Here is a 15465-nt window from a genome sequence, read left to right on the forward strand (position 1 = left end):
ATACCGACGCCGCAGGGCGGCGCACCCGTAGGTACCCGACCGGCCCAGCGCTCAACCGCGACTCAGAGGAAGAGCATGCACATCGCGTACGCGGCGGGCGCCGCCAGGGCGAAGCCGCCGAGCGGGCCCTGCATGTGCCGGGCCACCCACATCGTGGGCGGTTCGCCGGCCATCAACCGGCCCGCCTCCGCGTACCCCACGGCGAGATCGGAGAGGACGGCGGTGACCGCCGCGACCAGGCCGATCACGGCGGCCCGGGTCGGCGTGAAGGGAGCCACCAGGTAGCTGCCGAGGAGGGCGCTGGTCAGCGTGCCGACCATCGCGCCGGCCACCACGCCGGCGGCGCCCCGGGGCACCTGCGGTGCGAGCCGGGGCCAGGGCAGGACGGCGTCGGTGAGCCGGGCGACGGTGAGCGCGACACCGCTCGCGGTCAGGCAGACGGTGATCGCCTGGGTGCCGGCCGGGATCCGGCTGAGCACGATCAGGGTGCCGAAGGCCACCACCCCGACCACGATGAGCAGTGTGGAACCGAGGGAGTCGGTGACGCGGACCCGGTCGACGCGACGAACCAGTTGACCGAGCACCGCGGCGAGGAACCCACCGGCGGCCAGGTAGCCCAGCGGCGCCAGCCCGGCGACGTCGGTCCGCACCGCCGCGATGTCGACCAGCGCCGCGACAACGGCGCTGATCCCGGCGACCACCAACAGCGCGGGCGGACGCATCGCCATCGTCCAGGCGAGCACGAAGAGCAGTTGGACGCCGAAGACGATGAAGGCGAACGGCAGCCGGTGACCGGGACCCGACGTCTGCGCGCCGAGCACCAGCCCGACGCCGAGCAGGGCGGCGAAGCCGGCGATGGTCAGCGCCAGTTGACGGTGCACCGCGACCGGGGGAATGACCTCCTCTTCCGGCTCGTCGATCTCGTCTTCGGATCGGCGGGCCGGCTCGCCGGAGCGGCGGGCACGGCGCGGCCCACCCCGTTCGCGGCGGTCGCCATCGGTGGTGGCCGGACCGGTACGCGGCGCGGGCGGTTGGCCGCGCGTCGCTGCGGCGGCCGGGCCCGGTTGGGGCCCGGCGGGCCACGATTCGCGGCCGGCCTCGGGCGAGGTGGAGGGGAACACGACCCGATCGTGCCAGACCGACGGCCCGACGCGGTGGTCAAGGGTTTCAGCGACGTTAAAAACCGGGCCACGATCAGGGGCAAGCTAGACAAACGGGAAATGGCCTGACGGCGCGGCCGAGGCGATCGGTTAGGCTCAACGCGTTACCCGCCCGTCAGCGACGCCGGGACCACGCAATTTCTCAGCGCACTCCTTGATGAGTGCGACTGGTCGCGTGCGGCCTCGCGCCGCCGGGACGGAGGTGATCGTGGAGATCCTGCTGCTGGTGACCGCGCGCGCAGGTGAACCGTCGGCTGTGCTGCCGGCGCTAGACCTGCTACCGCACTCGGTCCGCACCGCGCCGCGTGACGTTCGCACACTGGTCGCGGGCCCCAGCCCCGACGCGGTGATGGTGGATGCCCGATCGGAGTTGAGCGAGGCCCGGGCGACCTGCCGGATGTTGCACGCCACCGGGCTCGGCGTGCCGTTGGTCGCGGTGGTGACCGAGGCCGGCCTGATCGCACTCAACGCCGACTGGGGCGTGGACGACGTCATCCTCGCCTCGGCCGGCCCCGCCGAGGTCGAGGCACGGCTGCGGTTGGCTGTGGGCCGGCTCAGCAACGCGACCGCTGGCGCGGGTGGCTCGATCCGGGCCGGCGAGTTGACCATCGACCCGGACACCTACGCGGCCAAGCTCAAGGGCCGCCCGCTCGACCTCACCTACAAGGAGTTCGAGCTGCTCAAGTTCCTGGCCCAGCACCCGGGCCGGGTGTTCACCCGGGACCAGCTCCTGCGCGAGGTCTGGGGCTACGACTACTTCGGCGGCACCCGCACGGTGGACGTGCACGTCCGGCGACTGCGCGCCAAGCTCGGCTCGGAGTACGAGTCGATGATCGGCACCGTTCGCCAGGTCGGCTACAAGTTCGTCGTGCCCCCGTCGCGGTCGCTTGCCGAGGCGGAGCACGCGCCCCTTCCGGTCTGATCCGGAGACGACTCCGGGCGATTTCCCATATGCCCTTTTTGCGCAGCTTGGCAGCTCTATTCTGACTGCCGGGTTTGTCGGAGAAAGGGGCGACGGTGCGCGCACTGACCACGGGGGCGACGGGCCGGCGTGACCGGCAAACCAGGCGGAAGCCGTGACGCGGGGCAGCACCACCGCCCGGGCCGCGGGGATCGTGACGCTGGTGGTGGCGGGGCTGCTCGGCTCCGCGTACATGCTGGGCCGCAGCCTCGTCCCCGACCAGACGCCGCGGCATTCCACCGGTGTCACCACGAGCGCCGACGGACCGCACTACGCCGACCAACCCAGCGTCGGCGAGCCGGGCGGAGCCCCGAGCGCCAGCGCCAGCGCGAGCGCGGTTCAGACCGGCCCGGCCGAGACGGGCCAGGACGGGTCCGGACGGGTGGCCGGAGGCGACAACCTGTTCGGCGCGCACGCCACCACCGGCACCCCGCGGCTCGCGCTGACCTTCGACGACGGGCCGGACCCGCGCTACACGCCGCAGGTCCTCGCCCTCCTGCGCGAATACGACGTGCGCGCCACGTTCTGCGTCGTCGGCGAGAACGCGCAGAGCCACCCCGACCTGATCCAGTCGATCGTGGACGACGGGCACACCCTGTGCAACCACTCCTGGCACCACGACGTCGGCCTGGGCACCCGGTCGGCCGACGCGATCCGCTCCGACCTTCTGCGCACCAACGCGGCGATCCGGGCGGCGGTGCCGAACGCGCCGATCGTCTGGTACCGCCAGCCGGGCGGAGCCTGGACGTACCCGGTGGTGTCGGTGGCGCGGCAGCTCGGCATGACCCCGCTGCACTGGTCGGTGGATCCGTCGGACTGGGAGCTACCCGGCGCCACCAAGATCACCGCGACGGTGCTGAGCCAGGCCGCGCCGGGCTCGGTGGTGCTGCTGCACGACGCCGGTGGGGACCGACAGGGCACGATGGACGCGCTGCGCCGCATCCTGCCCGACCTGACCGCCCGGTTCGAGCTGGAGGCACTCCCCACCGACCCGACGTGAGCCGGGGCTTTACGGCGACGCTCCGGGCGTCACGACACGCAACGGATACGGTGGCGGGATGAGCAGCGCGGAGCCGACCAGCGACCAGGTGACCCGGAGCGACCAGCTGGCGCAGGCGGAGATCGCCGACGTACTCGCCCTCGCCGGCGCCGCAGGTGACACGGACGGAGCCGACCCGCTCGACGAACACGTCCTGCTGCGGCTGCGCGACCCCGACGCCCCCGCCGTGCATCTCATCGCCCGCGCCGACGACGGCACCCTCACCGGGTACGCGCACCTGGACACCACCGACCCGGTCGGTGGAATCGGGGTGGAGCTGGTCGTGCACCCCGCGTACCGGCGGCGGGGCACCGGGCGGGCGCTCGCCCGGGGCGTACTCGCCTCGGCCACCGGGCCGCTGCGGGCGTGGGCGCACGGCGACCACCCCTCGGCCGCCGCGCTCGCCGTCGACCTCGGCTTCGCCCGCGCCCGGGTGCTCTGGCAGCTGCGCCGGCCGTTGGCGGCCCCGCTGGGTGAGCCGCGCCTGCCCGACGGGGTGGCGCTGCGCGCGTTCCGGCCCGGGGCGGACGACGCGGCCTGGTTGGCCCTCAACGCACGGGCCTTCGCCGAGCACCCCGAACAGGGCCGGTGGACGTCGGACGACCTACGGGTCCGCCTCGCCGAGCCGTGGTTCGATCCGGCAGGCTTCCTGCTCGCCGAAGAGACCGCGACCGGCCGACTGCTTGGTTTCCACTGGACCAAGGTGCACGAGCGGCCGGGGTCGGCCCGGATCGGCGAGGTGTACGTCCTGGGGGTGGAGCCGACCGCGCACGGTGGCGGGCTGGGCCGGGCCCTGACCACCGCCGGGTTGGCACACCTGCGGGACAAGCGTGGCCTCGACCGGGTGATGCTCTTCGTGGACGACTCGAACACCGGAGCCGTCGCGCTCTACGAGCGGCTGGGCTTCGCCCGCTGGTCCGCGCACATCAACTACCACCTGGGCTGACCGTCGGCCGCCGCTCCGACCGCGTCACCGATGGGTAACGGGCGAGCGTCGGCGGGATAACGCCGAACCGGAAATATACCCATACTTCCGACAGGTGTATCCCGGTTCACTTAACGGACAACTCACCCTCAGCAAGCGGTCACCTCAGGGGCCGCACGTGTTCACCCTGCGTTCACTTGCGACCGGCGAACCGGCTACCTGGCACTTCTAACTTTCGTGTCAGCCGGTCAGTGCCGGTCCTCGGGCCCCGGGATCGGGGCGCCAAGTCAGACGCGAAGGGAAACCCCTCAGGTGAAGCTCCAGCGGTACGGCACTATTGCCTGCCTCGCTCTTGCCGCGACGCTCGGCCTCAGTGCATGCGGCTCGGACAACAACGAGCCCGCCTCCGGCGCGAGCGCCTCGGGCTCGGCCGCCGCGGTCGACTGCGCTACCGGCACGCTGAATGCCCAGGGCTCGTCGGCGCAGAAGAACGCCATGGCCGAGTGGATCAAGGCGTACCAGCAGAAGTGCCAGGGCACCACGATCAACTACGAGGCTTCCGGCTCGGGTGCCGGCATCCAGGCGTTCATCGCCGGGACCGCCGACTTCGCCGGCTCCGACTCCGCGCTCAAGCCGGAGGAGCAGCCGCAGGCGGACGCCAAGTGCGTCGGTGGCAAGGCCATCCACCTGCCGATGGTGATCGGCCCCGTGGCCGTCGCCTACAACGTCAGCGGCGTGGACAACCTCCAGCTCAAGCCGGCCACCCTGGCGAAGATCTTCGCTGGCAAGGTCACCAAGTGGGACGACGCCACGATCAAGGCCGACAACCCGGAAGCCAAGCTCCCGGCGACCACGATCCAGACCGTCCACCGTTCGGACGAGTCGGGCACCACCGACAACTTCACCAAGTACCTCTCGAAGACCGCTGAGAGCGACTGGACCCTGGGCAACGCCAAGGCGTGGAAGGCCCCGGGCGGCACCGGAGCCAAGGGCTCGGACGGCGTGGCCAGCCGGGTCAAGGGCGCCGACGGCTCCATCGGCTACATGGAGTGGTCGTTCGCCGAGAACGCCGGTCTGAAGATGTCGAAGATCGGCAACGGCAACGGCGAGTTCGCCGCGCTGACCGCCGAGGCGGCCGGCAAGACCATCGCGGGCGCTGCCATCGAGGGTCAGGGCGACGACCTCAAGCTGAAGATCGACTACAACACCAAGGAGGCCGGGGCGTACCCGATCGTCCTGGCCACGTACGAGATCGTCTGCAGCAAGGGCCTCGCGGCCGACAAGCTGAAGCTGGTCAAGGGCCTGCTGGGCCACGCCGCCAGCGCCGAGGGCCAGGCCTCTCTCACCGAGCTGGGCTACGCCCCGCTGCCGGAGACGGTCCGCACCAAGGTCGAGACCGCGGTCAAGAACCTCTCCTGACCCGATTCCACACCTCCGCAACCGAATCGAGCGAGCAGATGGGTGAAACCCCTCACCGCTCGGCCGACGCCGGCACCGGCGGGACGCGCGTGACCCAGAGTCACGAGTGGCCCGCCGGTGCCTCGGCGCGTGTGGCCGAGGCACCAGTCAGCACCCGTTCCCCGGGCGGCACCGGGCTGGGCGGCGGCGGCGCGCTGCCGCGCAGCCGCAAGTTCGGCGCCGAGCGGGCCTTCCGCGGCCTCACCCTGGCCGCCGGCACCGCCGTTCTGGTCATCATCGCCGCCATCGCGATCTTCCTGGTCGCCAAGGCGGTGCCGGCCCTACGCGCCAACACCGAGAACTTCTGGTCCTACGAGGGCTGGTCCCCCAACGACACCGAGCCGAAGTTCGGCATCGGTGCGCTGGCCTTCGGCACCGTGCTCAGCTCGGCGCTCGCCCTGCTCATCGCGGTGCCGGTGGCGCTCGGCATCGCGCTCTACCTCTCGCACTACGCGCCGCGCCGGTTGGGCACCGCGCTCGGCTTCCTTGTCGACCTGCTGGCCGCCGTACCGAGCGTGGTCTTCGGCCTCTGGGGGCGGGACGTGTTCAGCAGCCCCGTCCGGGACTTCTCGGTCTGGCTGAACCAGCACTTCGGCTGGATCCCGCTCTTCGGTGGCGACGGCCCCTTCGGGGCGTCCGTCATGCTCGGCGCCCTGGTGCTCGCGATCATGGTGCTGCCGATCATCACCTCGCTCTCCCGCGAGGTGTTCCTCCAGACGCCGACGGCGAACGAGGAGGCCGCCCTCGCCCTGGGCGCCACCCGCTGGGAGATGCTCCGCACCGCGGTGCTCCCCTACGGCCGTCCCGGCATCATCGCCGCGATGATGCTCGGCCTCGGTCGTGCGCTCGGCGAGACCATCGCCCTGGCGCTGACCCTCGGCATCACCTTCGGCATCTCGTTCAACCTGATCCAGAACGGCGGCAACACCATCGCCGCCAACATCGCCAACGCGTTCGGCGAGGCGAACGAGACCGGCCGGGGCGCGCTCATCGCCTCCGGTCTGGTGCTGTTCACCATCACGCTGATCGTCAACATCACGGCGCGGGCGATCATCTACCGCCGCCGGGAGTTCACGGAGTCGGCCGCATGACCACAACCGCCACCTCCCACCGCACCCGGCCGCCGGCCCAGCCCGACTCGCTGCGGGCAAAGCGACTTCCCTGGTACGCCGCCCCGGCCATCGCCGTGGCAGCCCTGGCGCTCTCCGCCGTGGTCGTCTACGGCACCGGCATCGGCGGCCCGGTCCTCGTGGTCGTCCTTGGCGCGATCCTCTACCTGGTCGGCCTCTTCGCCGCCGCCAACGCGGTCGAAGGACGCCGATCGGCCCGCAACCGCACCTGGAGCGCACTGATCCACTCCGCCTTCGTGCTGGCGGTGCTGCCGCTCGTGTCGGTGGTCTGGACGCTGGTCAGCAAGGGTGCCGACCGACTGGACGTCAACTTCTTCCAGACCTCGATGAACAACATCGGGGCCCGGGACGCCAACGGCGGCGCGTACCACGCGATCGTCGGCACGCTGGAGCAGGTCGGTATCGCCACCCTGATCACCGTCCCGCTCGGCGTTCTCTGCGCGATCTACATCGTCGAGTACGGGCGGGGCAAGTTCGCCTTCGCGATCCGGTTCTTCGTGGACGTGATGACCGGCATCCCGTCGATCGTCTCCGGCCTCTTCGTGCTGGCGTTCTGGGTGCTCATCGTGTCGCCGTGGTTCAACGACGGTCGGCCCAGCTTCTCCGGCTTCGCCGCCGCGCTCGCGCTGAGCGTGCTCATGCTGCCCACCATCGTCCGGTCCACCGAGGAGATGCTCCGCCTCGTACCGGCGCCACTGCGCGAGGGCGCGTACGCGCTCGGCGTACCCAAGTGGAAGACGATCCTGCGGGTGGTCCTGCCGACGGCGCTGCCCGGCATCGTCACCGGCGTCATGCTCGCCATCGCCCGCGCGGCCGGCGAGACCGCCCCGGTGCTGCTGGTCGCCGGTGGTGGCGCCGCGATCAACACCAACCCCTTCGAGAACAACCAGTCGTCGCTGTCCCTCTTCGTCTACCAGCAGGCCGGCGACGCGTCGAAGTACGCCCCGGCACGGGCGTGGACCGCGGCACTCACCCTGGTCGCCCTCGTGCTCATCCTGACGATCGCGGCGAAGCTGCTGGCCCGTCGCAACAGGCTCAGCCGATGAACCCCGGAGGTACCACCATGGCCAAGCGCGTCTCCGCCTCGAACGTCACCGCGTACTACGGCAGCTTCAAGGCGATCGAGAACATCAACCTGACGGTCGAGCCGAAGACGGTCACCGCTCTCATCGGGCCGTCCGGTTGCGGCAAGTCGACGTTCCTGCGGTCGATCAACCGGATGCACGAGGTGCTGCCGGGGGCCCGGGTCGAGGGCAGCCTGACCATCGACGACCAGGACATCTACGACCGGGACGTGGACGTCACAGCGGTCCGGCGCACCATCGGCATGGTCTTCCAGCGGCCGAACCCGTTCCCCACCATGAGCATCTTCGAGAACGTGGTGGCCGGGCTGAAGCTCAACGGGGTCCGCAAGAAGTCGATCCTGGAGGACGCGGCCGAGAAGGCGCTGCGCTCGGCGAACCTGTGGGACGAGGTCAAGGACCGGCTGGGCAAGCCCGGCGCGGGCCTCTCCGGCGGTCAGCAGCAGCGGCTCTGCATCGCCCGGACCATCGCGGTCGAGCCGCAGGTCGTCCTGATGGACGAGCCGTGCTCCGCCCTGGACCCGATCTCCACGCTGGCGATCGAGGACCTGATGTTCCAACTCAAGGACAAGTTCACGATCATCATCGTGACGCACAACATGCAGCAGGCAGCGCGTGTCTCGGACCGGACCGCCTTCTTCTCGATCGAGAAGACCGGCGACCCGGGCCGACTGATCGAGTACGACAACACCCAGAAGATCTTCAGCAACCCGAGCGTGAAGAAGACCGAGGACTACATCACCGGCCGCTTCGGCTGAGCCGACCTCGTCCGGTCACCGGCGCCCCGCCTCCCCGGCGTGGGCGCCGGTGCCATGTCCGCCGCCGACACCCCCCGGCCGGCCGGTGGGCCCCGTGGTGCGGCCGGCCATCACGCCGCCGGCCCCGTCCCAAGATCGCGGTGGCGGGCATCGAGGGCGCGCAGACAACGAACGGGGCCGGGCCGAGACTGCGGCACGGTGTGTGGGCTCAGCCCAGGACGAAGCGGGGTTCACCGTCCGGGGGCAGGTCCAGGCGTGGGATGACCGGAGTGACGGCGTCCCGATCGGCCGCCGCCCGCGCCACCCCGGCCAGGTCACCAGCAGCCGCCACCTGGGCCAGCGTGACCAGGGTCGGTGGCAGCATCGTCAGCTCGCCGGCCTGCGCGCGGGCCAGCGCGTCCGCCGGGCGGATCCACAGGGTGTGGTCGGCCTCGCCGGAGACGTCGCGGGTCCGCTGGCCCGCCGGCAACAGGGCGACGAAGAAGTACGTGTCGAAGCGGCGCGGCTCGAACTCGGGAGTGATCCACCGACTCCAGGGCAGCAGCAGGTCCGACCGAAGCGTGAGCTGACGGTCGGCGAGCAGCGCCGCGAAGCCCAGCCGGCGTCCCTCCAGGTCCTGTCGGGCCGCCTCCCAGTCGTCGCCGCTGACGTCGCCCACCACGGTCTCCCGGTCCGGGCCCGCGAGCAGCACACCGGCCTCTTCGAAGACCTCCCGCGCTGCCGCGCAGACCACCGCCTGCGCGGCCTCCGGGGCCACTCCGAGACGGTCCGCCCACTCGCCCGGCGTCGGGCCGGCCCAGTCCAGGTGCGCCTCCGAGTCGGAGCGGTCCACCCCACCTCCGGGGAAGGCGTACATCCCGCCGAAGGTCATCGCCGCGACCCGGCGGATGACGTACACCTCGAAGTCGGCGTCGGTCGGACGCAGCAGCAACACGGTGGCCGCGACCCGCGGCGTCGCCGGAGTGCCGCCCTCGGCCTGGAACCGGCGGGCGTGCTCGACCAGGGCGGCCGGGGCGGGGAAGCCGTCACTGTCGATCGTCATGCCCGCGAGCCTAGTTCCCGCCTGGGGAACGCCAGCCGCGCGCTGGGCGGTCGGCTCGGTCGGCGATTCGAGCGTGATGACCCTGAGACATCAACATGTCTCAGAGTCATCACGCTCATGACGGCGTCAGGCCCGGAAGCGCCGGGCCGGGATGTGGTCGCGTCGCAGGCCGGGCAGCGGGCGGTTCACCTGGCTGGGCTAGCGTTCCGGCATGACTCGTTGGGGCATCCTGGCCACCGGCCACATCGCCAGCCGTTTCGCCGAAGACCTCCGGCTGGTGCCGGACGCCGAGTTGGTCGCGGTCGGTTCCCGCGCCGCGGAGAGCGCACAGCGCTTCGCGGACACGTACGGCGCGAAGCGCGCCTACGGCTCCTGGGTGGAGCTGGCCGCCGACCCGGAGGTGGACGCGATCTACGTGGCGACCCCGCACTCCGCGCACTACGAGGCGGCGATGACCTGCCTCACCGCCGGTCGGGCTGTGCTGTTGGAGAAGCCGTTCACCCTCGACCTGGCCACCAGCACCGAGTTGGTGGAGACCGCCCGCGCCGCCGGTGTCTTCCTGATGGAGGCCATGTGGATGCGGTTGAATCCGATGATCCTGCGGGTCGTCGAGCTGATCGCGGACGGGGCGATCGGCTCGGTTACCGGCGTCCGGGCCGACTTCGGGGTGGCCGGGCCGTTCCCGCCGGAGCACCGGATGCGCAACGCGGCGCTGGGCGGGGGCGCCCTGCTCGACCTGGGGATCTACCCGATCAGCCTGGCCCACCTGCTGCTCGGGGTGCCGCAGCACATCAGGTCCTGGGCGCAGCTCGGCCCCGAGGGGACGGACGAGAACACCGGCATGCTGTTCGGCTACGACACCGGAGCCCTGGCGACCCTGAGCTGCGGCATGGTCGGGCTGAGCGGGCAGACCGCCTCGATCACCGGCACCACGGGGCGGATCGACCTGCCCGAGCCGTTCTTCCGGCCGGGTTCGGTGACCCTGCACCGGGCCGGCGCGGAGCCGGAGACGATCGTCGCCGACGGGGCAGGCAACGGCTACCAGTACGAGGCGATCGAGGTGCAGCGCTGCCTGGCCGCCGGACTGACCGAGAGCCCGGCGGTGCCGCACGCCACGACCCTCGAGGTGATGACCCTGCTGGACACGGTCCGCGAGCAGATCGGCGTGCGCTACGAGTGAGGGTGGTGCCCCAGGCGCCGTAACCGCGCGACCGCCTTCAGCGTGCAGAAGCGCCTGGCACGGCCACGATTGACTCGCGTGGCAGAGCGACGAGGTCCCGCGAAGCCTCGCCGGTCACTGCGACCACTGTGGTGGCCTGCCGCCCGGCTTCGTTGGTCTGCCGACTGAGCAGCAGGCCGTCAGCGTTGACGCCGAGAACGTTCCAGAACTCGCGGTTGTCGCGGGGCAGTTCGACGACGCGCTCAACGACACGTCCGTCGGCGGCCACCCGCAACACTCCGGTGGAGATGCCATCGGAGGTGCCCACCCCGAGGAGGTATCCGCCGGCGTCGGGGTCCACGAGGACCGACCCTGGGAAGAGACTCTCATTCTGGGCAAGGACCGCCGAGGCGTCGATGGAGACACTTCGCCCGGTCGCTTCACCGATGGCAGAGACCGTGAGCGTCAGCACCCGTATGGGCTCGGGTTGCTGGTCGCGGTCACGGGAAACGATCTTCCCCTCATCGGTCACCGCGAGGGGGGTACGAGCGGGCGGGATCACGGCCGGAGTCCTGCTGCCGGTGAGGACGTCCACGAGCGTGTAGGTGTTGTCATCACCTTCGCGGAAGTCACCAACCAACAGGCGCTTCGAGTCTGCGGACCAGACCCAGGCGGCCATGCGGCGGCCGGTTTCGGACGGCGGGAACGCCATCGTCCGGGTGCCGGTGAGGTCACGTACCACGTAACCGTCGCCCGCCGGGTAACCGACCCAACGACCGTCTGGCGACAAGCTCAGCAGCATGGCAGACGAACCCGGGTTGCGGTCCTCACCGGGGATGACGAACTGGCGGTCGCCCACCACCACAAGCCAAGGGCAACCCGACCGACATCCGGCATAGGCGAAGCTGGCCCGACCCACCGCTCCGGGCGGCAGGGCGGGTGCCGCCGGCGGCGGGCTGAGCGTGGGCACCGGCGTGGAGGCCGCTGTCGTCACCTCGGTCACCTGGTTGCCTGGCGAGCCCGTGGGCATTGGCGGACGCAGTGTCACCCAGGTGCCGACAGCGACGACGGCTACCGCGGCCGCCAACGCGGGGGCGGCAAGCATTGTTCGCCGCCTACGGTGCCCCACTGCCAATGCCCGCTCCGGGTCGGAGTAGTTCCGGGCATCGTCAGCCAACTCTCGGTAGACGGTACGGAAGTCGTCGTTCACTGATCCGCCTCCGCAGTGGTGGACTGGTTGGACAGACCGGGGCTGAGCCGCCGCAGGGTGACCAGCGCGTCGTGGCTGTGCCGCTTGACGGTCCCGACGGCACAGCCGAGTCGGCGCGCGGTCTCAACCTCCGACAGGTCCTCGAAGTACCTGAGGAACAGCACGGCGCGCTGCCTCGGCGGCAGGGACGCCAGGGCCGCCGCCAACACTTCACGTTGGGCGACCTCGTGCGCCACATCGCCCCGCGCGGGACGATCAGGTGCTCCGCCAAGGAGCTCGCCATGGGTACGGCGGCGCCGCCACGAGCGCAACTGATTGAGCATCGCCTTCCGGACGTAAGCGGCCGGGTTCCCGCCGGCTTCCACCCGTCGCCAGTGCACTGCTGTACGAGCGAGCGCCTCCTGCAGCAGGTCCTCGGCCGCTTGGTGATCGCCGGTGAGTAGGTAGGCGGCCCGGGACAGGGCGGCACCGTGAGCGTCCGCGAACTCCTGGAAACCCGAGTAACGGTCGGCACGACTCACACGACGCCCTCCTGTCACAACCCTCAACCTGATAAACGCACCTGGCATCAATTTGGGTTGCGTGATTCGACGGGCCACCGGCGGGCACGGTTTGCGGGAGGGGCTCCCTTCCCAACGTGAGACGTCGGGAAGGGAGCCCCTCAAGCCGCGCGGACCGGACGGGTGGGTCAGCCGAAGAGCGGCCGGACCAGCAGGTACGTGACGCACGCGATCAGCGCCGCGGCCGGGAACGTGATGATCCAGGCGAGCACGATGTTGCCGGCCACGTTCCAGCGAACCGCGGAGAGTCGCTTGGTCGCGCCCACACCCATGATCGCCGAGGTGATGGTGTGGGTGGTGGAGATCGGGGCCTTCAGGACCAGGGCGTTGAAGTAGAGCACCGCGCTGGCGACGGTCTCGGCGGCGAAGCCCTCCGGCGGACCCAGGTCGATGATCTTGCGACCGAGGGTGCGGATGATCCGCCAGCCGCCGGCGTAGGTGCCGAGGGCGAGCATCGTCGCCGAGGTCCAGAACACCCAGCCCGGGATGTGCGTCTTGCTCTCCTGGAAACCGCCGGTGTAGAGCGCCAGCACCACGATGCCCATGGTCTTGGCGGCGTCCTGCATGCCGTGGCCGACCGACATGGCGGCCGCCGAGGCGGTCTGCGCCAAACGGAAGCCCCGGTTGAGCTTGCCCGGCTGTCCCTTTCGGAACAGCCACAGGATGGCCAGCATCAGCAGGTAACCGAGGGTGAGGCCGACGATCGGCGACAGCACCATCGGCAGCAGCACCTTCACGCCGATGTTGCCCCACTGCACGATGCCGCCGGTGGAGAGCAGGGTGGCGCCGACCAGGCCGCCGAAGAGCGCGTGCGAGGACGACGAGGGCAGACCGAAGTACCAGGTGATCAGGTTCCAGGCGATCGCTCCGAGCACCCCGGCGAAGACCACGCCGAGGCTGCTCACCCCGGTGGGGAGGGTGACCAGACCGTCACCGACGGTCTTGGCGACGCCGGCGCCGAAGTGGGCGCCGATGAAGTTGCCGACCGCGGCGAGCCCGAGGGCGATCCGCGGTGTCAGCGCCCGGGTGGAGACGCTTGTGGCGATCGCGTTGGCGGCGTCGTGGAAGCCGTTGGTGTAGTCGAACGCCAGGGCCACCGCGATCACCGCCAGCACGGCGATGAGTTCAGGGGACACCGGCTCAGGACTCCTTGACGGCGATGGTCTCGACGGTGTTGGCCACGTGCTCGAAGGCGTCGCAGGCAGCCTCCAGCTCGTCGGCGACCTCCTTCATCTTCAGCACCGTCAACGCGTCGTACTCACCCGAGAAGAGGCGGACGAGCAGCTGCCGGTTGATCCGGTCGCCTTCGTTCTCCAGCCGGTTGCACTCGATCCAGTAGTCCTCGAGGTCCTTCATCGACTTCAGCCGGGGCATCGCGTCGGCGGTCAGCTTGGCCTGCTGGTCGAGCACGTTGACCATCTCGTGCAGCTCGCGGGGCAGCGCCGGAAGCTCGGTCAACCCGTACAGGTAGAGCAGGTCGCCCACCGCTTCCAGGTGGTCCATCACGTCGTCCAGCAACGAGCCGAGCCGGTAGATGTCCTCCCGGTCGAACGGGGTGATGAAGGTCGAGTTGATCTTCTTGTACAGGTCGTGGGTGATCTGGTCGCTGTCGTGCTCGACCTCGGTGAGCCGCTCGCTGACGGACTGCACGTCCACGCCGGGCAGGGCCAGTTCGTTGAGCAGCGCGGTGCCCCGGACCAGGTTCTGCGCGGCCCTGGTGAAGAGCTCGTAGAAGGCGCCCTCGGTGGGGCGGAAGGAAAACTTCACAGCACAGACCTCGTCGCGTCGGTGGAAGGGTGGCGGTGCCCGAGAGCGCCCGCTCGGTGAATGCTAGGAAACGGCGGAACCGGGAATTCGCCGGCCCACCCCTGGCCAGGCGTCATTCACCGTTCGTTCACCTGCCGTTCATCTCGGCCGCCCCACCAGCACCCGCTCCCCCAGCCAGGAGGCGCTTCCGCTCCCGCGCCACGTCGAAATCGGCAGCCGGATACCCCAGTTCGAGCGTGTCGAACGTCTCACGCAGCAGGTGGGCCACCGCCCAGTCCCGGTACCACTTGCGGTCCGCCGGCACCACGAACCAGGGTGCGGCGTCCGTGCCGCACCGGCTCAGGGCCTCGGCGTACGCAGCCTGATAGTCGTCCCAGTGCCCCCGCGAGTCGATGTCGGAGGGGTTGTACTTCCAGTGCTTACGCGGGTCGGTGAGCCGATCCATCAAGCGCTTGCCCTGCTCGGCGTACGAGATGTGCAGCATCACCTTGATCAGGGTGACGCCGCCCTCGGTCAGCTCCTGCTCGAACGAGTTGATCTCGTCATAGCGGGCTCGCCAGGTCGTCTCCGGCACCAGCGAGCCGACCCGGGCGATCAACACGTCCTCGTAGTGCGAACGGTTGAACATCCCCACGTAGCCCTGCGGTGGCAGCTCCCGACGGATCCGCCAGAGGAAGTCGTGCCGCAACTCCTGGCGGGTCGGCGGCCCGAACGAGCGGATGTGCAGGCCCAGCGGGTTCATCGCGCCGGCCACCCGCTTGATCGTGCCGTCCTTGCCGCCGCAGTCCATGGCCTGGAGCACCAGCAGCACCCGCTGCGCCGGCCGCTCCGACCCGGTCTTGGCCATCGCGAAGAGCATCTCCTGCTGCCGGCCCAGCTCCTCGCCGACCAGTTCCACCTGCTCCCGCGCCCAGGTCTTACGGTGCTCGCCGCGGCCTGCGGGCTCCGGTAGGCCGGGCATTGACCGCGGGTCGATCGCGCCGAGATCCACCGGCGCGGTGACCCGCAGCAGGTCCCGCACGGAACCGCCCTCGGGTGCCACGACCTGCCCTTGCTGGGGTGCGCTCATGCACGGATCATCGCCCACCCACCGCCGTTCCGCCCGCCGAGGCCCACCTCCGAACCTGGCCCGCCGATCGACACCGACCGACCTGCGCCCACGGCGAGCACCGGTTTGCCGGGCCGTCTCGGGGCAGCCGGCGAGCCCGCTCGGC

Annotated in this window: 15 protein-coding genes; 8 read left to right on the plus strand and 7 right to left on the minus strand. The window is 70.6% G+C overall.

Translation table 11 applies throughout. The features are described 5' to 3' along the window. Window positions 1–62: 62 nt before the first annotated feature. The gene (locus tag ABZU43_RS08250; protein WP_355005816.1) at window positions 63–1121 is read right to left on the minus strand and encodes a hypothetical protein; all 1059 of its coding nucleotides are present in this window, start codon (window positions 1119–1121) and stop codon (window positions 63–65) included. A gap of 241 nt (window positions 1122–1362) precedes the next feature. On the opposite strand from ABZU43_RS08250, the gene ABZU43_RS08255 reads away from it, so the two are divergent. The 7 genes from ABZU43_RS08255 to pstB all read left to right on the plus strand — a co-directional run bounded on the left by ABZU43_RS08255 (window position 1363) and on the right by pstB (window position 8513). Beyond that, window positions 1363–2082 (plus strand): response regulator transcription factor, encoded by a 720-nt coding sequence (locus tag ABZU43_RS08255; RefSeq protein WP_184188346.1) that lies wholly within the window; start codon window positions 1363–1365, stop codon window positions 2080–2082. A gap of 232 nt (window positions 2083–2314) precedes the next feature. Then, window positions 2315–3121: a polysaccharide deacetylase family protein gene (locus ABZU43_RS08260; RefSeq protein ID WP_355006082.1), complete on the plus strand. Its 807-nt coding sequence runs from the start codon at window positions 2315–2317 to the stop codon at window positions 3119–3121. A gap of 58 nt (window positions 3122–3179) precedes the next feature. Continuing rightward, on the plus strand, window positions 3180–4106 hold the full coding sequence (gene mshD, locus ABZU43_RS08265) for a mycothiol synthase (RefSeq protein WP_355005817.1): 927 nt from the start codon (window positions 3180–3182) through the stop codon (window positions 4104–4106). 291 nt (window positions 4107–4397) lie between these two features. After that, complete coding sequence (gene pstS, locus ABZU43_RS08270; RefSeq protein WP_355005818.1) at window positions 4398–5504, plus strand: phosphate ABC transporter substrate-binding protein PstS; 1107 nt, start codon at window positions 4398–4400, stop codon at window positions 5502–5504. Window positions 5505–5542: 38 nt separating this feature from the next. Beyond that, complete coding sequence (pstC, locus tag ABZU43_RS08275; protein ID WP_355005819.1) at window positions 5543–6634, plus strand: phosphate ABC transporter permease subunit PstC; 1092 nt, start codon at window positions 5543–5545, stop codon at window positions 6632–6634. After that, window positions 6631–7719, plus strand: a complete 1089-nt coding sequence (pstA, locus tag ABZU43_RS08280) for a phosphate ABC transporter permease PstA (protein ID WP_355005820.1) — start codon at window positions 6631–6633, stop codon at window positions 7717–7719. The genes pstC and pstA overlap by 4 nt, the downstream gene beginning before the upstream one ends. A gap of 17 nt (window positions 7720–7736) precedes the next feature. Next, window positions 7737–8513 (plus strand): phosphate ABC transporter ATP-binding protein PstB, encoded by a 777-nt coding sequence (pstB, locus tag ABZU43_RS08285; protein WP_355006083.1) that lies wholly within the window; start codon window positions 7737–7739, stop codon window positions 8511–8513. Between the two features lie 208 nt (window positions 8514–8721). On the opposite strand, the gene ABZU43_RS08290 is transcribed toward pstB, so the two are convergent. Continuing rightward, window positions 8722–9555, minus strand: a complete 834-nt coding sequence (locus tag ABZU43_RS08290) for an NUDIX hydrolase (protein WP_355005821.1) — start codon at window positions 9553–9555, stop codon at window positions 8722–8724. A 211-nt stretch (window positions 9556–9766) separates the two neighbouring features. On the opposite strand from ABZU43_RS08290, the gene ABZU43_RS08295 reads away from it, so the two are divergent. Next, window positions 9767–10735 (plus strand): Gfo/Idh/MocA family oxidoreductase, encoded by a 969-nt coding sequence (locus tag ABZU43_RS08295; RefSeq protein ID WP_355005822.1) that lies wholly within the window; start codon window positions 9767–9769, stop codon window positions 10733–10735. A gap of 37 nt (window positions 10736–10772) precedes the next feature. Here ABZU43_RS08295 and ABZU43_RS08300 read toward each other — a convergent pair whose 3' ends face one another. The 5 genes from ABZU43_RS08300 to ABZU43_RS08320 form a co-directional block, all read right to left on the minus strand. Next, entirely contained in the window at window positions 10773–11573 is an 801-nt protein-coding gene (locus tag ABZU43_RS08300) for a hypothetical protein (protein ID WP_355005823.1), read from the minus strand. A gap of 347 nt (window positions 11574–11920) precedes the next feature. Further along, on the minus strand, window positions 11921–12445 hold the full coding sequence (locus ABZU43_RS08305) for a SigE family RNA polymerase sigma factor (protein ID WP_355005824.1): 525 nt from the start codon (window positions 12443–12445) through the stop codon (window positions 11921–11923). Window positions 12446–12612: 167 nt separating this feature from the next. Continuing rightward, the gene (locus ABZU43_RS08310; protein WP_355005825.1) at window positions 12613–13620 is read right to left on the minus strand and encodes an inorganic phosphate transporter; all 1008 of its coding nucleotides are present in this window, start codon (window positions 13618–13620) and stop codon (window positions 12613–12615) included. Window positions 13621–13624: 4 nt separating this feature from the next. Continuing rightward, a complete protein-coding gene (locus ABZU43_RS08315; protein WP_053655020.1) occupies window positions 13625–14251 on the minus strand; it encodes a DUF47 family protein in 627 nt (208 codons plus the stop codon). Window positions 14252–14378: 127 nt separating this feature from the next. Continuing rightward, window positions 14379–15320 carry a PPK2 family polyphosphate kinase gene (locus tag ABZU43_RS08320; RefSeq protein ID WP_355005826.1) on the minus strand — a complete coding sequence of 314 codons (942 nt, stop codon included), beginning with the start codon at window positions 15318–15320 and terminating at the stop codon, window positions 14379–14381. Window positions 15321–15465: the final 145 nt, after the last annotated feature.

This window comes from Micromonospora sp. NPDC005205 (assembly GCF_040608275.1).
In the GTDB taxonomy this organism is placed as follows: domain Bacteria; phylum Actinomycetota; class Actinomycetes; order Mycobacteriales; family Micromonosporaceae; genus Micromonospora.